Source organism: Aliikangiella sp. G2MR2-5, assembly GCF_015687155.1.
In the GTDB taxonomy this organism is placed as follows: Bacteria; Pseudomonadota; Gammaproteobacteria; order Enterobacterales; family Kangiellaceae; genus Aliikangiella.
Genome location: NZ_JADPQF010000001.1, coordinates 1,151,490 through 1,172,530 on the forward strand (window position 1 = coordinate 1,151,490; position 21,041 = coordinate 1,172,530).

The 21,041-nt window shown below is 42.4% G+C and carries 18 protein-coding genes; 3 read left to right on the top strand and 15 right to left on the bottom strand.

Features of this window, described 5'->3' with window-relative positions; all coding sequences use genetic code 11:
- The first annotated feature begins 98 nt into the window (after nt 1-98).
- On the top strand, nt 99-2,321 hold the full coding sequence (locus IYN84_RS04645; RefSeq protein WP_196137991.1) for an NADP-dependent isocitrate dehydrogenase: 2,223 nt from the start codon (nt 99-101) through the stop codon (nt 2,319-2,321).
- Between the two features lie 355 nt (nt 2,322-2,676).
- Here IYN84_RS04645 and cspD read toward each other — a convergent pair whose 3' ends face one another.
- Nucleotides 2,677-2,907, bottom strand: a complete 231-nt coding sequence (gene cspD, locus IYN84_RS04650) for a cold shock domain-containing protein CspD (protein ID WP_196137992.1) — start codon at nt 2,905-2,907, stop codon at nt 2,677-2,679.
- 344 nt (nt 2,908-3,251) lie between these two features.
- Between cspD and clpS the strand changes: the two genes are divergently transcribed.
- Both clpS and clpA read left to right on the top strand, forming a co-directional pair.
- The gene (clpS, locus tag IYN84_RS04655) at nt 3,252-3,572 is read left to right on the top strand and encodes an ATP-dependent Clp protease adapter ClpS (RefSeq protein WP_196137993.1); all 321 of its coding nucleotides are present in this window, start codon (nt 3,252-3,254) and stop codon (nt 3,570-3,572) included.
- Nucleotides 3,573-3,639: 67 nt separating this feature from the next.
- Nucleotides 3,640-5,919 (top strand): ATP-dependent Clp protease ATP-binding subunit ClpA, encoded by a 2,280-nt coding sequence (gene clpA / locus IYN84_RS04660; RefSeq protein ID WP_196137994.1) that lies wholly within the window; start codon nt 3,640-3,642, stop codon nt 5,917-5,919.
- Nucleotides 5,920-6,047: 128 nt separating this feature from the next.
- On the opposite strand, the gene infA is transcribed toward clpA, so the two are convergent.
- From infA to hutI, 14 genes are all read right to left on the bottom strand, one after another.
- Nucleotides 6,048-6,266: a translation initiation factor IF-1 gene (infA, locus tag IYN84_RS04665; RefSeq protein ID WP_196137995.1), complete on the bottom strand. Its 219-nt coding sequence runs from the start codon at nt 6,264-6,266 to the stop codon at nt 6,048-6,050.
- Between the two features lie 81 nt (nt 6,267-6,347).
- Nucleotides 6,348-7,070, bottom strand: coding sequence for an arginyltransferase (locus IYN84_RS04670; protein ID WP_196137996.1), 723 nt, complete (start codon nt 7,068-7,070; stop codon nt 6,348-6,350).
- A gap of 80 nt (nt 7,071-7,150) precedes the next feature.
- Complete coding sequence (gene aat, locus IYN84_RS04675) at nt 7,151-7,885, bottom strand: leucyl/phenylalanyl-tRNA--protein transferase (protein WP_196137997.1); 735 nt, start codon at nt 7,883-7,885, stop codon at nt 7,151-7,153.
- Between the two features lie 197 nt (nt 7,886-8,082).
- Entirely contained in the window at nt 8,083-8,739 is a 657-nt protein-coding gene (locus IYN84_RS04680; protein WP_196137998.1) for a CoA transferase subunit B, read from the bottom strand.
- Nucleotides 8,740-8,750: 11 nt separating this feature from the next.
- The gene (locus tag IYN84_RS04685) at nt 8,751-9,452 is read right to left on the bottom strand and encodes a CoA transferase subunit A (RefSeq protein ID WP_196137999.1); all 702 of its coding nucleotides are present in this window, start codon (nt 9,450-9,452) and stop codon (nt 8,751-8,753) included.
- 83 nt (nt 9,453-9,535) lie between these two features.
- Nucleotides 9,536-10,438 carry a hydroxymethylglutaryl-CoA lyase gene (locus tag IYN84_RS04690; RefSeq protein ID WP_196138000.1) on the bottom strand — a complete coding sequence of 301 codons (903 nt, stop codon included), beginning with the start codon at nt 10,436-10,438 and terminating at the stop codon, nt 9,536-9,538.
- 34 nt (nt 10,439-10,472) lie between these two features.
- A complete protein-coding gene (locus tag IYN84_RS04695) occupies nt 10,473-12,467 on the bottom strand; it encodes an acetyl/propionyl/methylcrotonyl-CoA carboxylase subunit alpha (protein WP_210330293.1) in 1,995 nt (664 codons plus the stop codon).
- A gap of 57 nt (nt 12,468-12,524) precedes the next feature.
- Nucleotides 12,525-13,322 (bottom strand): enoyl-CoA hydratase/isomerase family protein, encoded by a 798-nt coding sequence (locus IYN84_RS04700; protein ID WP_196138001.1) that lies wholly within the window; start codon nt 13,320-13,322, stop codon nt 12,525-12,527.
- A gap of 101 nt (nt 13,323-13,423) precedes the next feature.
- Entirely contained in the window at nt 13,424-15,031 is a 1,608-nt protein-coding gene (locus tag IYN84_RS04705; RefSeq protein WP_196138002.1) for a carboxyl transferase domain-containing protein, read from the bottom strand.
- Between the two features lie 151 nt (nt 15,032-15,182).
- A complete protein-coding gene (locus tag IYN84_RS04710) occupies nt 15,183-16,322 on the bottom strand; it encodes an acyl-CoA dehydrogenase (RefSeq protein WP_196138003.1) in 1,140 nt (379 codons plus the stop codon).
- A 148-nt stretch (nt 16,323-16,470) separates the two neighbouring features.
- Nucleotides 16,471-17,652, bottom strand: coding sequence for an acetyl-CoA C-acyltransferase (locus IYN84_RS04715; protein WP_196138004.1), 1,182 nt, complete (start codon nt 17,650-17,652; stop codon nt 16,471-16,473).
- A 168-nt stretch (nt 17,653-17,820) separates the two neighbouring features.
- The gene (locus IYN84_RS04720) at nt 17,821-18,981 is read right to left on the bottom strand and encodes an isovaleryl-CoA dehydrogenase (RefSeq protein ID WP_196138005.1); all 1,161 of its coding nucleotides are present in this window, start codon (nt 18,979-18,981) and stop codon (nt 17,821-17,823) included.
- 12 nt (nt 18,982-18,993) lie between these two features.
- Nucleotides 18,994-19,365 carry a MerR family DNA-binding transcriptional regulator gene (locus IYN84_RS04725; protein WP_196138006.1) on the bottom strand — a complete coding sequence of 124 codons (372 nt, stop codon included), beginning with the start codon at nt 19,363-19,365 and terminating at the stop codon, nt 18,994-18,996.
- Nucleotides 19,366-19,717: 352 nt separating this feature from the next.
- A complete protein-coding gene (gene hutI / locus IYN84_RS04730; protein ID WP_210330294.1) occupies nt 19,718-20,950 on the bottom strand; it encodes an imidazolonepropionase in 1,233 nt (410 codons plus the stop codon).
- Nucleotides 20,951-21,041 lie beyond the last annotated feature (91 nt).

Sequence of the window (21,041 nt, forward strand, 5' to 3'; positions counted from 1 at the left end):
AAGGCACCTATTATTCAGCATACTGCGTTTTGCAGTATCCCACGTTGGCCAGGCAAGTTAACTTTCACTTATTCATAGTAATAAAATTAGGAATGTAAATGACTACTTCAAAGATTATCTATACCAAAACCGATGAAGCTCCAGCATTAGCAACATACTCACTTCTGCCTATCATTCAGGCGTTTACCAAAGCAGCGGGAGTAGAGGTAGAAACGAGAGATATTTCTCTGGCTGGTAGAATAATTGCTAACTTTCCTGATTTCTTATCTGAAGAGCAACAAATTTCTGATGCTCTAGCTGAGTTGGGAGAGCTTGCTAAGAAGCCTGAAGCAAATATTATTAAACTGCCTAATATCAGTGCGTCAATTCCACAATTGAAGGCGACCATCAAAGAATTACAGGACAAGGGCTTCAAATTACCAGATTACCCTGAAGAGCCTGCTAGCGATAAAGAGAAAGAGATTAAGGCTCGTTATGACAAGATCAAGGGCAGTGCTGTCAACCCCGTATTGCGTGAAGGTAACTCTGATAGACGTGCACCTGCATCTGTTAAAAATTATGCCAAGAAAAATCCACATTCTATGGGCGCCTGGGCAAATGATTCAAAGTCACATGTTGCCAGTATGTCTGTGGATGATTTCTACGGAAATGAGCAATCTGTAACGCTGGAAAGCGCTGATGACTTGAAAATTGAGTTACATGGTCAGAATGGTGACGTTGCAGTATTAAAAGAATCTACTCCTGTACTGGCTGGAGAGGTTATCGACTCGACTAAAATGAGTGTGAAAGCACTAAGGGCTTTCATCCAGAATGAAATCGCTGATGCGAAAAACAACGGAGTCCTATTCTCACTTCATATGAAAGCAACCATGATGAAGGTTTCAGATCCGATAATCTTCGGTCATGTCGTATCCGTGTTTTATAAAGAGATACTTGAAAAATATGCTGATGTAATCGAACAACTGGGAGTTGATGTTAACAACGGAATTGGAGATCTTTACACCAAGATTGCTTCATTACCCGAAGATAAACAGGCTTCAATCAAGGCTGATATTGATGCGCTCTACAATGACCGACCTGCGCTGGCAATGGTTGACTCTGATCGCGGCATTACTAATCTTCACGTTCCGTCTGATGTAATCGTTGATGCTTCTATGCCAGCAATGATTCGCGGATCAGGTCAAATGTGGAATGCTGAAGGAAAACAGCAGGATACTAAAGCAGTTATTCCAGATCGCTGTTATGCCGGGGTCTATCAGGAAACTATCGACTTTTGTAAGGAGAATGGCGCTTTTGATCCATCAACTATGGGGACAGTTCCAAATGTAGGCTTGATGGCTCAGAAAGCTGAAGAATATGGCTCTCATGACAAGACATTTGAGATTCCGTTTGATGGGACAGTCAAGGTCACTAATCAAGCCGGTGAAGTTTTGATGGAACATGCAGTTGAAACAGGCGATATCTGGCGTATGTGCCAGGTAAAAGATGCACCAATCAGAGACTGGGTCAAACTAGCCGTTACTCGAGCTCGTTTGAGTAATACTCCAGCAGTATTCTGGTTAAATGAAGAGCGCGCACACGATGCGGAATTAATTAAGAAGGTAAACCAATATCTTCCGCAACACGATACAAATGGACTTGAGATTCACATAATGTCGCCGGTTGAAGCTACTCGCTTTTCATTGAAAAGAATGAAGAACGGTGAAGATACAATTTCCGTTACCGGAAATGTACTTCGAGACTACCTGACCGATTTGTTCCCAATCCTTGAATTAGGTACTAGTGCGAAAATGCTATCTATCGTGCCGCTAATGAATGGTGGAGGGTTGTTTGAAACAGGAGCAGGTGGTTCGGCGCCTAAACATGTACAACAGTTTGAAAAAGAAAACCATTTACGCTGGGACTCTCTCGGTGAGTTTTTGGCTCTTGCAGCTTCGCTAGAGCATATGTCAAATACAACTGGGAATGCAAAAGCAAAAGTACTTGCTGACACCCTGGATTTAGCGACAGGAAAGTTTTTAGATAACAACAAATCGCCATCTCGAAAAGTTGGAGAATTGGATAATCGTGGTAGTCACTTTTATCTTTGCTCATATTGGGCTGAAGCTCTGGCTAATCAGCAAGAAGATTCTGAGTTAAAAGAAAGATTTGCCGATTTGGCGAATACACTATTAGAAAATGAATCCAGAATAATTGATGAGTTAAACTCCGTGCAGGGACAATCGATGGATATCGGCGGTTACTATATGCCGAATGAAGATTTAGCCTCAAAAGCAATGCGTCCTAGCCAAACACTAAATGCAGCTTTAACTGCACTTTAGAAAATTTGCTAAAATTGTTAAAAAGGCAGTGGCTTATTAAGTCGCTGCCTTTTTTGTTGTCGGAATGAATATTAGTTAATGACAAAGCTTCCTATTGGACTAATCCATTAGATCTCCTCAAAAATAAATGAAATCAGCAACAGCTTTATCAACCTGTGCGGAATTAGCTCAGTATAAAGCTTGGCAGAATCAGGTTTCTAATTTGTGCGTAGCAACATGAAAACTAGCTGGAGCGGTATAGCGATTAGTGATAGAAGAGAGTCGTACTTTTTGGGGTCGAACACGAAAATTGCGAGACATCGCAATAAGTGAATTACAGGTGCGAAACAGAGCCTAAACTGCAGGCCTATCGTTTCTAGCTTTCCGATTCGTCCAAAATTGAATTTACTGGAGAAATCGCTTGTGCATGTAATCCTTTGGGACCTTCACAAGTTTCGAAGGATACTTCTTGTCCCGCTTTAAGGCTTTTGTAGCCATCCATCTCTATGGTTGAATAATGAGCGAAGATGTCATCCCCACCATTATCAGGACGGATAAAGCCATAGCCTTTTGCGTTATTGAACCACTTAACTGTGCCTGTCGCCATTTTATACTCCTCTTAATTCCCTTACTCAGTGATAAACAACCGGCTAAACAGATGCCATTATCAGAATGAAGAAGCCATCGACTCAATCATCCTCTTACTTCAACTGTTACTACCCGATTAAGAGCGGTTCAATGAATCTCATAAAACCTAATTAATGTCAACCCTAATAGCGAAGTTTTATAAGCAACAATTTGTACTTGAGATTTGGTATTGAAAAAAGTCTGGTATGACCCCATACATGTCTCATAGAATAGAGATACGCGCCGATAATAATAGAAAGGCTGTTATTCCAAAGCTTTTTTTATAAATGAGGCATTTTTCAAACCTTTGACTAGAATTAAGATATGAGCGACGAGAATACTCGCGATAAAGAACATGGCGTTGCGGTCGCCGAAGCTAAACCGGAAATTAAACAACCGCGAATGTATAAAGTATTGTTGTTAAATGATGACTATACACCGATGGATTTTGTGGTTCAGGTACTGAGAAAGTTTTTCCACAAATCCACAGAGGCGGCGACAAAGGTAATGTTGCAAGTCCATTACGAAGGACAAGGGGTTGCTGGTATCTATACCGCCGAAATTGCAGAAACTAAAGTTGCTCAGGTGAATGATTTTTCCAGAGCACATGATCATCCTCTAATGTGTACAATGGAGGAGGAATGATGGAGAGTTTAACAGTAAGGATTGTTCGGCAATTTGTTCAACCAGTAGTAAATAAGGTGTGACCACGATGTTAAGTAAAGATTTAGAGTTAACCCTTAACCTGGCATTTACCGATGCTCGCGAAAAACGTCATGAATACATGACAGTAGAACACCTCCTTTTAGCTCTACTCGATAATGCTCATGCAGTTACTGTACTTAGAGCTTGTGGCGCTGATATTGAAGTGTTACACCGCCAGCTGGCCAATTTCATAGAAGAAACCAGTCACATACTACCTGAAGATGTTGGCGAGGTTGATACTCAGCCGACACTGGGATTTCAGAGAGTTTTACAGCGTGCTGTTTTCCATGTTCAATCATCTGGTAAAAAAGAGGTTACTGGAGCTAATATTCTGGTCGCTATATTCAGTGAACAGGAAAGTCAGGCTGTCTATTTCCTCCAACAGCAAGATATTTCAAGGCTGGACATCGTCAACTATATCTCCCATGGTATTTCAAAAATTCCAGGAGAGGAAGGCGAGCATGAAGGTCCGGAGTTTGATAATCCCGGGGAAGAACAGACAACTAAACAGCCCACGGCACTAGAAGCCTATACGGTTCATCTAAACCAAATGGCAAAGGATGGAAAGATTGATCCCCTCATTGGTCGCGATCTGGAGTTAGAAAGAACCATTCAGATTTTGTCCCGACGTCGCAAAAACAACCCTCTATTTGTTGGCGAAGCTGGTGTTGGTAAAACGGCAATCGCGGAAGGATTAGCAAAACGTATTGTTGATGAAGAAGTACCAAATGTTATAAAAGATTGTCATGTATATTCACTAGACCTCGGAGCTCTGCTTGCCGGTACAAAGTACAGAGGAGATTTTGAGAAAAGGTTAAAGGCTGTCCTCGCAGAATTAAAAGCGCAGGAACACGCGGTACTGTTCATCGATGAGATCCATACCATTATTGGTGCTGGAAGTGCTTCTGGCGGTGTGATGGATGCTTCAAATCTTATTAAGCCAATGTTGGCAAATGGTGAACTTAAGTGCATGGGATCCACCACATTCCAGGAATATCGCGGTATTTTTGAAAAAGACCGAGCTTTAGCTCGTAGGTTCCAGAAAGTCGATATTGAGGAACCAAGCGTCAGGGATACAATTGATATTCTGAAAGGATTAAAAAGTCGTTATGAAAAGCATCATGGCGTTTCCTATTCTGAGGCAGCATTGCAGTCTGCAGCCGAGCTGTCTGCTCGTTATATAAACGATCGTCATTTACCAGATAAAGCTATCGATGTAATCGATGAGGCTGGTGCTAATCGCCAATTAGTGGACTCTCAGGAAAGAGACAACAGAATATCAGTGAAAGATATCGAAAGCATTATTGCCAAAATGGCAAAAATTCCAGCAAAGACGGTTTCTACCTCAGATAAAAAATCTCTGGAAAACCTGGAACGCAATCTAAAAATGGTTGTATTTGGTCAGGATCAGGCAATAGAGACGCTAGCAAATGCAATAAAGCTTTCACGTTCTGGTCTTGGGTTAGAAGATAAACCTATTGGTAGTTTCCTGTTTGCCGGGCCAACAGGTGTTGGTAAAACAGAAGTGACAAAACAGCTTGCTCAAATCATGGGAATAGAATTCATTCGCTTTGATATGTCCGAGTATATGGAAGCTCACACGGTGTCTCGTTTGATTGGTGCTCCTCCAGGATATGTTGGCTATGATCAGGGCGGGTTATTAACTGAAGCTGTAACCAAACACCCTTATTCGGTTGTCCTTTTGGATGAAATCGAAAAAGCTCATAACGATGTGTATAACCTGTTATTGCAGGTTATGGATCACGGTACTCTTACCGATAACAATGGGCGAAAAGCAGACTTTAGAAATGTAATACTGGTCATGACTACCAATGCAGGTGCCGCTGAAATTGCCCGCCCGAGCATTGGTTTTAAAAAGCAGGATAACACTCAGGACAATCTTGATGTGATTAATCGAGTGTTTAGTCCAGAGTTTAGAAATAGACTTGATGCGATTGTTTGGTTTAAGTCTCTGGACATGAATGTCATATGTTCGGTCGTAGACAAGTTTATCGTTGAGCTTCAAAGCCAGCTGGATAAGAAAGGCGTGTCTCTGGAGGTAACTCAAGATGCGAGACATTGGTTAGCTGAACAGGGCTTTGATGCCACGATGGGAGCACGTCCTATGGCCAGAGTTATGCGTGAGAAGATTAAGAAAGAACTAGCAGAAGAGTTGCTCTTCGGTCGTCTGGCAAATGGTGGGCAAGTTGTTGTTGGTTTTGACAAGGATGCAGAGAAGTTAACTTTTCAGATATCGAAAAAACAAGAGATAGTGATTAAAAGTTAAACAATTCAAGGGGGCTTTTGTATTTAAAGGAAAGTTTCTAAGTAATAAAAAGCAGGCTTAATGCCTGCTTTTTATTACTAAATTTATTCTGTAATTAACTTGGCGCAAATCAAAACAGCGCAAAGGAGTTATCTGGCTCTGAACGTAATACGACCTTTAGTTAAGTCATAAGGTGTCATTTCGACAGTAACTTTGTCCCCAGTTAGAATCCTGATGTAGTTTTTTCGCATTTTTCCTGAAATGTGTGCGGTAACTACGTGACCATTTTCTAGCTCCACTCGGAACATAGTATTTGGTAAGGTTTCTAGAACCGTACCTTCTAATTCAATACAATCTTCTTTAGCCATACTCTCTTTAATCTGTTGAATGATAAAAACGCGCGTTATGATGCCTTAAATTTAAGCAATAATCAAAGCAAATTTCTGATTTTAGCTGATTTCCACCCATCGATTTTTAACAAAACACTCTAGAGGGCGATATTTACCTTTATAGGACATTTTGCTGCATTCTTTTATCCAATAGCCGAGATAAACATAGGGGAGCTTCAGTTGCTTTGCTCTTTCGATCAGTTTCAAGATAGCTAACTTGCCTAGACTGTAGGATTCCAGTGAGACATCGAAGTATGTGTAGACGGCTGATAGTCCGTCGTTGACCGTGTCAAATACACAACAGGCAGAAAGTTTACCGGTTTGTATATCTATGAAGTTAAGGTGATTGGTTTCTAACCAGTCACTGAGCAAAAATTCTTTAAACTGCTGTGGGCTGGTAGGGAACATGTCACCATCACGATGGCGAGCGCTGATGTATTGATCAAACAGTAAGTAATGCTTCTGATCAAATTTTGCAGGCTCGACGGATATATTAAACTTTCCTGCTTTTTTTAAAATTCTTTTTTCACTTCTGGAGTAAGAGTAGTGATCTACCGGAATACGAACAGAAATGCATGCCTGGCAATTATTGCACTGTGGTCTATAAATGTGCTCACCACTACGACGAAATCCCTGATTAATTAGAGCTGTGTAAAGCAAAGTATCTGCATGAATTTCCGGAGAAAGAAAAATTGTCTGGGATTTTTGCTCAATGAGATATGGGCAGTCATGTGGCGGTGTAATAAAGAAGCTTAATTGTGAAGGATTTATTGGACTGGTCATATCTCGCTTAATGAAAATTTGCTCGAACCAATAAAATAATAGCGGCTTTGTAGCAGCTTATCCAGTTAACTCGAACCTACTTATAGTTTTGAGCAAGTCTTATCATTGAAGATTAGTTGAGCCCAGTCCAGATTTTGTGTTCTCCATATCATTTGTTGTGAAGCGTGCGGATTTTTTTGTTGAAGTATTTTTAAGTATTGCTCTCTTGGAATGTTGATTGCACCCAGACTGGTCAGGTGCGGATTTTCAACCTGACAGTCGATAAGTTTGTAATCAAATTGCCAGAGATACTTGATCAGGCAAGAAAGGGCGATTTTAGAGCCATTGGAGATCTCGCTAAACATCGATTCGCCACAAAACACGCCATTGAAAGCAACTCCGTAAATCCCTCCGACTAGCTGCTTGTCTATCCATACTTCGAGCGAATGAGCGTACCCTAACTGGTGAAGCAATGAGTAGGCTTCAATCATTTCGTCGGTAATCCAGGTACCGTTGTCATCGCTCCGTGGAAGCGAACAACGCCTTATAACCTGGTCGAAATCCTGGTTGACTGTAATGATTGGTAGTTTTCGCTTGAGAGTTTGCTTAACACTTTTTTTAACTTTAAAACTGTCGATGTCAAACACGGTTCTAGGATTCGGTGACCACCAGAGAATAGGCTCTCCTTCAGAATACCAGGGGAAGATTCCATTTCTGTATGCATCTATTAAACGAGGAGGGGATAGATCAGCTCCAGCCGCCAACAAACCGTTTGGATCTTCCAACGCTTTATCTACGGGGGGAAATGGGCAATTGGTTGATAAATACGGCAACATCTAAATACTATGACCAAAACTGGGCTTTACGAGGAAAATTTAAAGCCTTCTATTTAATTATATCACTTTAATAAATACTTAAAGAAAAATTTAACTTATGAGCGTTTTCCTGTCGTTCCAAATGTTCAGGGATTGTTAGTAAAAAATAAGGCGCTTTACGCGCCTTAACTAGAAAATATAAATATTGGTTTATTATATCAGAATTCCATTTCGGGAATATCGCCTTCTATAATCAAGTTTCCAGCAGTTTTTTCCTTGATCTCATCCACTGAAACTCCCGGTGCTCTTTCTATCAAATAAAATGCGCCATTTCTGATTTCCATCACTGCCAGATCTGTAACGACTTTCCTAATACAATCAACACCAGTCAACGGAAGAGTACAACTCTCTAATAACTTTGAATTACCATGTTTGTCCGCATGAGTCATAGTAACGACAATGTTTTGCGCGCCGGCAACTAGATCCATAGCGCCACCCATTCCTTTTACTAATTTACCTGGGATCATATAAGAGGCAATATTTCCTTGCTGATCTACTTCAAAAGCGCCAAGGACAGTTAAGTCGACATGACCTCCTCGAATCATTGCAAAACTTTCGGCTGAGGAAAAAATTGATGCGCCTTTTATGGCGGTAACAGTTTCTTTGCCTGCATTAATCATATCCGCATCAACCTGGTCCTCAGTTGGATAGGGGCCCATCCCAAGCAAACCGTTTTCAGACTGTAGCATAACTTCAATTCCGTCAGGCACATAGTTGGCGACGAGCGTTGGAATACCGATGCCAAGATTAACATAATAACCATCTTTTAACTCTTGAGCGACACGCTTTGCAATTTGTTCTCTAGTTAAAGCCATTGTTATTCTCCTTATGATTTAGCCAGAGTTAGTCTTTCAATGCGTTTTTCAAAACTGCCTTGAATGACTCTATCAACGTAGATACCAGGAGTATGGATTTCGGTTGGCTTTAACTCACCGACTTCCACAATCTCTTCAACTTCAACAACCGTAATTTTTCCTGCTGTAGCAGCCATAGGGTTAAAATTCATTGCTGTATCGCGATAAACAAGATTACCTGTTTTGTCTGCCTTCCATGCTCGAATGATTGCGAAATCACCAGTTATAGATTCTTCGAGAATATAATGACGACCATTAAATTCCCTCGATTCTTTACCTTCTGCTACAGGCGTCCCGTAACCGGTTGCAGTGTAGAAAGCAGGAATTCCTGCTCCACCGGCGCGCATTTTCTCCGCTAAAGTACCTTGAGGAGTTAATTCAACTTCAAGTTCACCTGAAAGAAATTGTCTTTCAAATTCCGCATTTTCGCCAACATAAGAGGAAATCATTTTCTTAATCTGCTTGTCTTGTAAGAGCAGACCTAAACCGAAATCATCAACGCCACAGTTATTTGAAACGAAAGTCAGTTCTCTTGTTTGCATCTTTTTTATTTGTGCAATGAGTCCTTCAGGAATTCCACACAGTCCAAAGCCTCCGGCAATTACGGTCATGCCGTCTTCGAGTCCTTGCATTGCCTCTTCGTAACTTGAGACGACCTTGTTAAAGCCGGCCATAAGATACTCCTCTATATTGTTCTTTTGATTAAAAAGATTGTGTTAATATTTAAAATTGATTACACGCTTGTCGAGCTGAGCTCTTAGTTTTTATTTTGCGCCAGCAAGGCATTTGCAACTTTAGAATTGTTTGTTCGTTTCAAAAAGTTACTAATATAATCTCCAGCCGCTACCAATTTATTCAAATCGATACCACTATTCATGCCAAGCCCGTTAAGCATATAAACGACATCTTCTGTTGCGACATTACCTGATGCGCCTTTTGCATAAGGACAGCCTCCAAGACCGGCAACAGATGAATCAATACTACGCACGCCCATTTCCAGTGCGGCGTATATATTAGCTAAAGCCTGACCATATGTATCGTGAAAATGAACTGCGAGATGATTTATTGGAATCAAATTTTTGATAGATTCGATCAAACTTTTAGTTTTTCCAGGGGTGCCGACGCCGACCGTGTCTCCTAGAGATATTTCATAGCTACCTGATTCATAGAGCTTTTGAGCAACTTTGGCGACTTTGTTAACCTCAATTTCGCCTTCATAAGGGCAGCCAAGTACACAAGATACATAACCACGAACACGTATTCCTAATGACTGGGCTTTTTCAAAAATGGGTTTAAAGCGTTCAATGCTTTCGTCGATGGAACAATTAATGTTTTTTTGTGAGAAGCTTTCTGAAGCGGCCGCAAATACAGCAACTTCCTTAGCACCTGCGGCAACAGCATTTTCGAAGCCTTTCATATTGGGCGTGAGTACCGGAAAGCTTATATCGCTATTTTTAGGTAGTTGTTCCAGGACTTCCTTATGATCCGCCATTTGTGGAACCCATTTGGGCGAAACAAAACTGGTCGCTTCAATCGACTTAAGTCCGCTCGCGGCTAAACGATTAATTAACTCTAGTTTAACTTCAGTCGGAACCGGGGTAGCTTCATTCTGTAACCCGTCACGTACTCCAACTTCAATTATTTTCACCTGTTCAGTCATAATTCCGAAGCCTTTTATAGATTTATTACACCAATTATTCTTCTTCAAACGCAATTAATTCAGCGCCTTCGTCGACCAGATCTCCGACTTGATAGAGGACTTCAGCAATTACTGTATCTTTATGAGCTTTGATAGTGTGTTCCATTTTCATTGCTTCCATCACGATGAGCGCTTGTCCTTCTTCAACGCTATCGCCCTTACTAACCAAAACATCAATTACAGTGCCAGGCATTGGAGCGGTTAGGTTCGCTTGAGAATCTGAATCCAGATTCACCAGTGAGTTGTCCTTGATTTCGATTTCCCAGGAACGAGCGTTTTTAAATAGAACTAAACCATTTTCCTGCTCAGCTAAAGAAACAGTTGATTTATGTCCATCAAGATCGAGTTGAAGTTTATTGCCTTTTAACTCGCCGCAAACCTTTAATTCCTTCCCATCTAATTCAAGCAAAAAATGACCGTTTCTAAAGTGAGCGGTGATTAAGTAATGTTGTCCCTGGAATACAAGCTCAACGATATGGTGATTGTCTTCATTTAGTCGCCAGCCGCTACTTTCATTCCATGGAGAGTAGGGATCGGCTTCATCAAAAGTGTTTTGTGAAGACTGTTTTATCATAACGTATAAAGTAGCTGCGGCAATAATATCGTCGCTAAGGCTTGGATCACTGGTGGTTAGCTCTTCACCATGCTTATCGAGGAAATGAGTATCCAGATCGGCCTGAATAAAATCATCATTACTTGCTAGTTGATGTAAAAATTCGATATTGGTTGTTAAACCTGCAACGTGGAAGTCACTCAAAGCACCACGCAGACGGGCGAGAGCGCTGTTTCTATCTGAATCCCATACGATCAGTTTCGCGATCATCGGATCGTAATAAACGCTGACTGTGTCGCCGGAAACGATACCTGAATCAACTCGAACATTAGCATTAGTTACAGGCAAGCCCATATAATTGATTTTACCTGTAGCAGGTAAGAAGTCATTAGTTGGATCTTCTGCATAAATTCGAGCTTCAAATGCGTGGCCATTGATTTCCAACTGGTCCTGCGATAGTGGTAGTGTAAGACCATTGGCGACAACAATCTGCCATTCAACCAGGTCGAGACCTGTGATCATTTCTGTTACCGGGTGCTCAACTTGAAGGCGGGTATTCATTTCCATAAAATAGAAAGAGCCATCTTCGTCGTACAAAAACTCAACCGTACCTGCACCAGTGTAACCAATTGCTTTTGCGGCAGTAATAGCAACTTGTCCCATAGCTTCACGAGTATCTTCGCTAAGCCCTGGAGCAGGAGCTTCTTCAATTACTTTTTGATGACGACGCTGTACACTGCAATCTCTTTCAAACAGATGAACAGCGTTTCCATGAGAATCTGCAAAAACCTGTATTTCAACATGGCGAGGTTTAGTTAGATATTTTTCTATGAGAACTTTGTCATCACCAAATGACGAAATAGCTTCACGCTTACAGGATTCAAGCGACTCTATGAACTGCTCGCTACTTTCGACAACGCGCATACCCTTACCGCCGCCGCCTGCTGTAGCTTTGATGAGAAGAGGGTAACCTATTTTATCCGCTTCCTGCTGTAACAAGTCTGCCGACTGGTCATCACCATGATACCCTTGTACCAATGGCACTCCAGCGTCAGCCATAATCGATTTGGCTTCACTCTTTGAGCCCATTGCCTCAATCGCTGAAACCGGAGGGCCAACAAAAATGATGTTATTTTCGCTACATTTGCGACAAAAATCAGCGTTCTCGGATAGAAAGCCGTAACCGGGATGAACTGCGTTAGCGCCGGACTTTTTGGCAATATTAATAATCGTATCGACTTTAAGGTAGCTATCCTTCGCCGCAGATCCACCAATATGCCAGGCTTCATCGGCTAACTTTACATGCTGCGCATCTTTATCTGCGTCCGAATAAACTGCGACACATTCGATACCCATTCTTTGCGCTGTTCTGATGACACGACAGGCAATTTCTCCACGATTTGCAATTAGTAGCTTATGTATACTCATTTGAGCCATTTTTTTATTCCTAATAATTCGATTCTTATCCTAAAATTCGATAATTTTCTCAGCGAGTTACAGGTCCAGACCTTTCCAGTTAGCAGGACGCTTTTCAAGGAATGCTGTAATTCCTTCACGGCCTTCCTGTGAAGCTCGAATATCCGCAATTCTCTGTGCGGTTTCCCGAATAAGATCTTCGTTAATCGGTTGGTTATGAACAAAATTAATCAGCTTTTTTGCTTGATAGACAGCATTCGGTCCATTGGCAATTAGCCCGGATAAAAATGACTGACATTTCTGCTCGAAGTCTTCCAACGAGTAAATTGTATGAATCAGGCCCATGTGTTTCGCTTCTTCGGCGTTAAAGCGTTCTGCTGTTGCAAAGTAACGTTTTGCATTTCGTTCGCCGATTGCTTTTACTACATAGGGTGAAATAACCGCGGGAATTAACCCAAGTTTTACTTCAGATAAACAAAACTGTGCTTTTTCGCTCGCCAGCGCTATATCACAGCAGGCAACTAAACCGACACCACCGCCGAAAGCCGCGCCTTGAACCAGAGCAACAGTTGTTTTACTACAATCGTGCAGGGTTTGCATCAAGCTGGCAAGCTGTAGTGAATCCTGATAATTTTGCTCCCAGCTATAACCGGCCATTTTTTTCATCCAGTTCAAATCAGCGCCAGCAGAAAAACTTTTTCCTTTAGCGGCTAACACAATCACTCTGATCTCTTTATCCGAGTCAACTTTTTGGATAGTTTTGACTAATTCAGCTATCAGCTTGTCATCAAAAGCATTGTGAAGTTCTGCTCGATTCATGGTAATGGTTGCTATACCATTGCTATTTTTTTCGACTAATAAATTTGCTTCTGACATATCTTTTGTCCTGATATTTTCTACAAAAACACAATGCACTCATTTAGCATGTGTTATTGGAATCATTATCTTTTTATTACTTATTACTTATTACTTGAAAGCTACATTCTAAATACGCCAAACCTGGTTTCTTCAACCGGAGCATTTAAGGTCGATGAAAGTCCAAGCCCCAGAACCTGACGCGTATCAGCCGGATCGATAATGCCATCATCCCAAAGTCTGGCACTGGCGTAGTAGGGGTGACCCTGAGTCTCATACATCTCTTGAATGGGAGCTTTAAACTTTGCTTCATCTTCAGCAGACCATTCGACGCCTTTACGATCAAAATTATCTCTTTTAACCTGAGCCAGAACATTTGCAGCCTGTTCTCCACCCATTACCGAAATTCGTGCATTTGGCCACATCCAGAGAAAACGCGGACTATAGGCGCGTCCACACATTCCATAGTTTCCTGCGCCAAAACTTCCGCCAACAATTACCGTAAATTTAGGAACCTTTGCACAAGCCACAGCGGTTACCATTTTGGCGCCGTTTTTAGCGATACCTGAATTTTCATATTTGCGACCAACCATAAATCCGGTGATATTCTGCAGAAATACCAGCGGGATATTTCGCTGACAGCAAAGCTCAATAAAGTGTGCGCCTTTTAGTGCTGATTCAGAAAAGAGGATACCGTTATTAGCGATAATGCCGACAGGGTAACCCCAAATTCTAGCAAATCCACAAACTAGTGTGTTGCCGTAAAGAGGTTTGAATTCGTCAAACTCACTACCGTCGACAACGCGCGCGATAATTTCACGAATATCAAAGGGCTTTCGCGAGTCAGTTGGAATAATGCCGTAAATTTCCTCTTTCGGGTAAAGCGGTTGAACCGGCTTTTTAATATCCCAGGGCATGTGTTTACTTTTGTTCAAACGAGAAACAACGTTTCGTGTAAGTGCTAAAGCATGCTTATCATCTTGTGCGTAATGATCCGTTACGCCGGAAATTTTACAGTGAACATCCGCACCACCAAGATCTTCTGCGCTTACTTCTTCACCGGTTGCAGCTTTTACCAAGGGTGGTCCGCCGAGAAAAATAGTACCTTGTTCTTTAACGATGATACTTTCATCAGCCATTGCCGGAACATAAGCGCCACCCGCAGTACAGCTTCCCATAACCACCGCAATTTGAGCGATTCCTTTTGAAGAAAGATTCGCTTGATTGAAAAAAATTCGTCCGAAATGATCGCGGTCCGGAAAAACCTGATCTTGTTGAGGCAAGTTCGCACCGCCGGAATCAACGAGATAGATACAAGGCAAATGATTTTGTTCCGCGATCTCCTGAGCCCTCAAGTGTTTTTTTACCGTTTCTGGAAAATAGGTCCCGCCTTTTACTGTTGCATCGTTAGCGACAATGACACATTCCTGACCATTAACTCGGCCTATACCGGTAATAATGCCTGCTGCCGGAACCTGATCATCATACATTCCGTAGGCAGCAAATTGAGAAAACTCTAGAAAAGGGGAGCCAACATCTAAAAGCTGACGAATCCTTTCTCTTGGTAATAGCTTTCCGCGGCTGGTATGTTTGTCTTGTCTCTCTTGACCACCGCCTTGTGCGATACGTTGCATTTTATCTTTCAGGTCATCTACCAGTGATTGCATCTGTTCTGCGTTCGCCTGAAAGTCACCGCTTCGCGCGTTTAACTTTGATTTTATTGCTGGCATAGTTTTATCCGTACAATTTTTATTAGTAGAGTATTAATGCAATCGACTATTTAGTATTACGTTTGCATAAGACTCAAATTTTAGCACTGAAATTATTTTTTGTTCCTTAGCCACTAAGGGAGAAATATATCCTCGATAACAGAGCAAAAAATCATTGCTCATTCATTACCGAACGACTGATAACCAGTTTTTGGACTTCGCTAGTTCCTTCATAAATCTGGCAAATTCGAACATCTCGATAATATTTCTCGACAGGGAAGTCTCTCAGGTAACCATATCCCCCGAATACCTGAATGGCATCGGAGCAGATTTTTTCAGCCGCCTCTGATGCAAAAAGTTTTGCCATTGAGGCTTCTTTTAAACAGGGCTTGCCGGCATCTTTCAATCTGGCTGCGTTGTGAACCATTAGGCGAGCGGCTTCCAGCTGTGTTGCCATATCGGCGATCTTAAATCCAATTGCCTGATGCATATGAATCGGCTTACCGAAAGCTTCTCGTTCTTCTGCGTATTGCTTTGCTGCTTCCAAAGCAGCGCGGGCGATACCAACGCACTGCGCTGCAATACCAATTCGTCCGCCTTCCAATCCGGAAAGGGCGATCTTGTATCCTTCGCCTTCCTTACCTAAAAGGTATTCTTTCGGAATGACGCAATCTTCAAAAACAATCTGTGCTGTATCCGATGCGTGCTGCCCCATCTTTTCTTCAATGTTAGCTACAATATAACCTTTGGTATCTGTCGGGACGATAAATGCGGAAATGCCTTTTTTACCGGCGTCAGGATCGGTCACAGCAAAAACAATGGCTACGTCTGCATGTTTACCTGAAGTGATAAACTGTTTAACGCCATTAATGATATAGTTATCACCATCCTTAACAGCCTTAGTTCTCAGATCAGAAGCATCAGATCCTGCATGAGGCTCGGTCAGACAAAAAGCTGCGAGTTTTTCTCCGGCAGCCAGCGGCTTCAAAAACTTCTCTTTCTGTTCGTCGTTACCAAAATTTAAAATTGGCATACAACCAACAGAGTTGGTTACGCTGATTACTGTTGAGCAGGCCGCATCGCCAGCAGCAATTTCTTCAAGAACCAAAGCAGTAGAAAAATATCCGATGTTGCATCCGTTCCACTCTTCAGGCACCAGCATTCCATAGAAACCTAGGTCACCCAGACCTTGAAGTGCTTCGGCCGGAAAGGTTTTGTTTTTATCCCATTCGGCGGCATTAGGCGCGATAACTTCTTGCACATATTGATGCGCAGCGTCTTTTATCATCGATTGTTCTTCGGTTAGCAACATAAATGATTCTCTTTGATTAAAGTCTTTGATTCGTACACTACTGAAAAATATCAGAGTGTTTTAAAATTCTAAAATAAATACTCAGCTTGATTTCAAAAGCCTTCTCTACAGAAAAGGCTTCAAAAATTAGCTAATAAAATTGCAAAAATTAAATTAGTTCAATCGCCATTGCAGTTGCTTCACCACCGCCGATACAAAGTGATGCAACACCTTTTGACTTGCCATACTTTTTGAGAGCGGCAATCAAGGTAACCAGAATACGAGTTCCGCTGGTTCCGATAGGATGACCTAAAGCACAAGCGCCACCGTGTACGTTAACTTTGGCCGGATCCAGTTCAAGATCTTTAATCGCTGCCATAGTGACAACTGCAAAAGCTTCATTAATTTCAAAGAGGTCTACATCATTAACTGACCATTCAACTTTTTCGAGTAGATTTTTAACCGCAGTTACCGGCGCAATAGTAAATTCGGCTGGCTTACGAGCGTGAGTCGAGTGTCCGACAATTTTCGCTAAAGGTTTCAAGCCACGTTTCTCAGCTTCTGATTGACGCATCAGGACTACTGCTGCTGCACCATCAGAAATTGAAGAAGCGTTTGCAGCGGTAACTGTCCCGTCTTTTTTGAAAGCAGGGCGCAATTGTGGGATCTTGTCTGGACGACCTTTCAGTGGCTGCTCGTCATTTTCAACCAACAAATCGCCTTTACGTGATTTGATAGAAACTGGTACGATTTCCTCTTTGAAAGAGCCATTCTCAACAGCTTCTTTTGCTCTTGCTAACGAGGTGATAGCAAATTCATCCTGTTGCTCACGAGAGAAAGAATAACTGTCAGCGCAAGACTCGGCAAAAACGCCCATAGCTTTACCTTCGTAGGCATCTTCCAATCCGTCGAATGCCATGTGGTCAAGCGCTTGAACGTGACCAAAACGATAGCCGACACGTGCTTTTGGTAACATATGCGGTGCATTGCTCATGCTTTCCATACCACCGGCTACCATTACAGAATTTGTCCCTGCTGTTAGCAGGTCGTTTGCTAACATCACTGATTTCATGCCGGAGCCGCAAACTTTGTTAATGGTGGTACAACCGGCAGAAAGAGGCAAGTCTGCACTTAAAGCAGCTTGGCGAGCTGGAGCTTGACCTAAAGCCGCAGGAAGTACGCAGCCCATGATAACTTCTTCAACGTCTTCGCCTGAAATGCCCGCACGCTCTACCGCGGCTTTTATAGCCGTCGCGCCCAGCTCGGTAGTTTTCAGTGAAGAAAGTTCACCCATAAAACCGCCCATTGGAGTACGCGCCATACCAACAATTACAATTGGATCCTGAGACATAATAATTTCCTCAATTTCGATAATATTTATTAATAGATTAGGAGACAAAAACTGGTGCCGTCATAATAGCCCTGATAGCACAGATTTAACATCGTCTCCGGCTTCTTTTGAATCAATATAAAGAACCATTCTTAAAATGGCTCTTTAATTTATCTTGCGATAGACGAATTATCTGGTTTCGTTAAACAACTCGCGGCCAATCAGCATGCGTCGAACTTCTGAAGTACCGGCGCCAATTTCGTAAAGCTTGGCATCGCGGAGTAAACGTCCGGTAGCAAATTCATTAATGTAGCCGTTGCCACCGAGACACTGAATCGCTTCAAGCGCCATTTGGGTTGCTTTTTCGGCAGAGTAGAGGATAACTCCAGCCGCATCTTTACGGGTTGTTTCGCCTCTGTCACATGCCATGGCAACGTTATACACGTATGACTTACAGGCGTTCATGGTGGTGTACATATCTGCCAGTTTGCCTTGCATTAACTGGAACTCACCTATGGCTTTACCAAATTGCTTACGCTCGTGAATATAAGGAACAACAATATCCATACAGGCTTGCATAATACCGGTTGGGCCACCGGATAAAACAACGCGCTCATAGTCCAGACCGCTCATTAAAACGGCAACGCCGCCGTTAATTTCGCCCAGTACATTTTCCTTAGGTACGATGCAGTCATCGAAAACCAGTTCACAGGTGTTAGAGCCGCGCATGCCCAGTTTGTCCAGTTTTTGCGCAGTTGAAAAGCCTTCAAATTCTTTTTCGATAATAAAAGCGGTAATACCGCGCGAGCCGGCTTGCGGATCGGTTTTGGCGTATACAATGAGAACATTCGCGTCAGGACCATTGGTGATCCACATTTTATTACCATTAAGTAAGAAATGGTCGCCTTTATCTTCAGCTTTTAAACGCATGCCGACAACGTCAGAACCTGCGCCAGGCTCACTCATGGCCAGAGCGCCAATGTGTTCACCGCTGCAGAGCTTTGGAAGATATTTACTTTTTTGTTCGTGAGTACCATTTTTACGAAGCTGATTCAGACAAAGATTTGAATGCGCTCCATAGCTTAGGCCAATACTCGCAGAAGCGCGGCTTATTTCTTCCATCGCAACGACGTGTTCAAGATAACCCAGTCCGGACCCGCCGAATTCTTCTTCTACCGTCATACCTAACAGACCCATTTCGCCAAGTTTTGGCCAAAGGTCATTAGGAAATTCGTTTTCCTGATCAACGCGCTCAGCAATAGGAGCGATTTCCTTTGCTGCAAATGCGCGAACCGTATCGCGGATCATATCTGCAGTTTCACCAAGGTTGAAATTTAAGCCTGAATACATGGTGTTCCTCTATTATTGGTTTAGTCGTGCTTCCAGTCGGTCCAGTTCGGCCAACATGGTTTTTATGTCTTGTTGTTGTTGAAACAGGGCTTCGCGACGCTCTTCGATTTTAGTCAGAAGAAACTCGGTCTGTTTTTCTTCGCCGCCGCTTGGCTCGTCATACATACTGATAATTTCGCGGATTTCAGACAGGGAAAAGCCGATGCGCTTTCCACGCAAAATCAGCTGCAAGCGTATGCGATCACCCTTGCGATAGATGCGTTGGGAGCCATTTCTTTCGGGAGAAATCAGCTTTTCATCTTCGTAATGGCGAATAGAGCGGGGTGTTATCCCGAATTCTTTAGCGAGGTCGCTAATGCTGTATGTGGTATCTATATCGTTCATGGGAGTATTTTAGTTGCCCTTTACGTTAACGTAAAGCTCTGTGGTGAGATATCTATATGGTTAGACCAGATTAAAACTTGAGCGATGGTGAGAATCCACATTAATTACAATCCATAACCTATTGTAATTGTGATATTTATTAATGTACTAAGATTGACCTACTGGTCATTGGCACGAGAAAATCGTCTGCTAATAGGTTTTATTCTGGTTGTGATGAGTCATTTCCAAAGTTAATTTCTACTTAAAATTGGCTTCTTATGTAGACGGCAAAAAGATTATCTCTATTTGAAAAAAGCGATTGAACTTGAGGCCCGCCATATAATGTAAGTTCAAGCAGGCCTGGAATGAAACTTTATCTGGAAAGAACCACTTCACCATTTTTGATAACTGTTTTACAAGGGTTTCCTCCAATTCGATAAACCAGCTCTGCAGGTGAATCAATATCCCAGATAACCAGATCCGCCTGTTTACCTTCCTCAATGCTACCAACTCTATCATCACGATTGAGCGCTTTTGCCGCATTGATAGTTGTTCCCTTTAATGCTTCTAGCGGGGTGAGTTTAAAAAAGGTCGCGGCCATATTCATGACTAACAGAAGTGACAGGCAAGGGGAGCTTCCAGGGTTTGAGTCGGTTGCAATGGCGATAGGAACTTGTTGCTGTCGTAACGCTTCGATAGGGGGCAGTTTGGTTTCACTGAGGAAATAGAAGGCGCCAGGTAGCAGGGTGGCGACAACGTCTTTTTCTTTGAGTTTGGCGACATCTTCGGGATTTAAAAATTCAAGATGATCAACCGACCAGGCGTCGAACTCGCAGGCCAGTCTTGAACCGCCCAGATCAGAAAGTTGTTCAGCGTGCAGCTTAACCGGTAAATCCAGACTTTTAGCTTTTTCAAAAACACGACGAGTCTGTGCTTCGCTAAATCCTATCCCTTCACAAAATGCATCAACACAATCTATCAAGCCTTTTTCTGCCAGTACCGGCATCATGGTTTCACAAACCAGTTCAATGTAATCGTCAGCTTTGTCTTTATATTCGACAGGTACAGCGTGCGCGCCGAGAAAGGTTTTGCTGACTTCAACAGGCGAGAAGTCTTCTAGTTCCTTGGCAATTTCGAGCATTTTTTGCTCGGTTTCAAGATCCAGGCCATAACCAGACTTAATTTCGACCGTTGTTACGCCCTCGTCAATCAGGTAGCTAAGACGTTTGGCGGCTAAATTAAATAGCTCTTTCTTACCAGTTTCCCGAGTTGCTTTTACGGTAGAGACAATTCCACCACCCGCTTTAGCGATTTCTTCATAACTGGCTCCTTCGAGGCGCATTTCAAATTCATTTGCCCGATTTCCGCCGTACACCAGGTGAGTATGACAATCAATCAAGCCGGGGGTCATCCATTTTCCCTGACCATCAATCGCTTCTTCAGTTTCCAGCTCGCCAGCGGCTTCAGTGATATTGGGAATGATTTTGGCGATTTTCCCGTCTTTAATACAAATGCCAGCATTCTTAATCACGCCGTAACTGTCGTCACTATCATTTATAGTGGCCAGATTAATATTGTGGATCACAAGGTCATAGACAATCGACATAGTCTGCTTTATTACCTAAATACTTGGGGCAGATTTCAATCGGTTATACCAGCTGAATTCTGCTTGATATTTGACTACTCGCTGGGTATCG

Coding starts and splice junctions, on each gene's coding strand:
- IYN84_RS04695 (WP_210330293.1), bottom strand. CDS start 12,467: ATGGCTCAAATGAGTATACATAAGCTACTAATTGCAAATCGTGGAGAA.
- IYN84_RS04645 (WP_196137991.1), top strand. CDS start 99: ATGACTACTTCAAAGATTATCTATACCAAAACCGATGAAGCTCCAGCA.
- hutI (WP_210330294.1), bottom strand. CDS start 20,950: ATGTCGATTGTCTATGACCTTGTGATCCACAATATTAATCTGGCCACT.
- cspD (WP_196137992.1), bottom strand. CDS start 2,907: ATGGCGACAGGCACAGTTAAGTGGTTCAATAACGCAAAAGGCTATGGC.
- aat (WP_196137997.1), bottom strand. CDS start 7,885: ATGTTGCCGTATTTATCAACCAATTGCCCATTTCCCCCCGTAGATAAA.
- IYN84_RS04705 (WP_196138002.1), bottom strand. CDS start 15,031: ATGCCAGCAATAAAATCAAAGTTAAACGCGCGAAGCGGTGACTTTCAG.
- clpA (WP_196137994.1), top strand. CDS start 3,640: ATGTTAAGTAAAGATTTAGAGTTAACCCTTAACCTGGCATTTACCGAT.
- clpS (WP_196137993.1), top strand. CDS start 3,252: ATGAGCGACGAGAATACTCGCGATAAAGAACATGGCGTTGCGGTCGCC.
- IYN84_RS04700 (WP_196138001.1), bottom strand. CDS start 13,322: ATGTCAGAAGCAAATTTATTAGTCGAAAAAAATAGCAATGGTATAGCA.
- IYN84_RS04715 (WP_196138004.1), bottom strand. CDS start 17,652: ATGTCTCAGGATCCAATTGTAATTGTTGGTATGGCGCGTACTCCAATG.
- IYN84_RS04685 (WP_196137999.1), bottom strand. CDS start 9,452: ATGGCCGGCTTTAACAAGGTCGTCTCAAGTTACGAAGAGGCAATGCAA.
- IYN84_RS04725 (WP_196138006.1), bottom strand. CDS start 19,365: ATGAACGATATAGATACCACATACAGCATTAGCGACCTCGCTAAAGAA.
- IYN84_RS04720 (WP_196138005.1), bottom strand. CDS start 18,981: ATGTATTCAGGCTTAAATTTCAACCTTGGTGAAACTGCAGATATGATC.
- IYN84_RS04670 (WP_196137996.1), bottom strand. CDS start 7,070: ATGACCAGTCCAATAAATCCTTCACAATTAAGCTTCTTTATTACACCG.
- infA (WP_196137995.1), bottom strand. CDS start 6,266: ATGGCTAAAGAAGATTGTATTGAATTAGAAGGTACGGTTCTAGAAACC.
- IYN84_RS04680 (WP_196137998.1), bottom strand. CDS start 8,739: ATGGCTTTAACTAGAGAACAAATTGCAAAGCGTGTCGCTCAAGAGTTA.
- IYN84_RS04690 (WP_196138000.1), bottom strand. CDS start 10,438: ATGACTGAACAGGTGAAAATAATTGAAGTTGGAGTACGTGACGGGTTA.
- IYN84_RS04710 (WP_196138003.1), bottom strand. CDS start 16,322: ATGTTGCTAACCGAAGAACAATCGATGATAAAAGACGCTGCGCATCAA.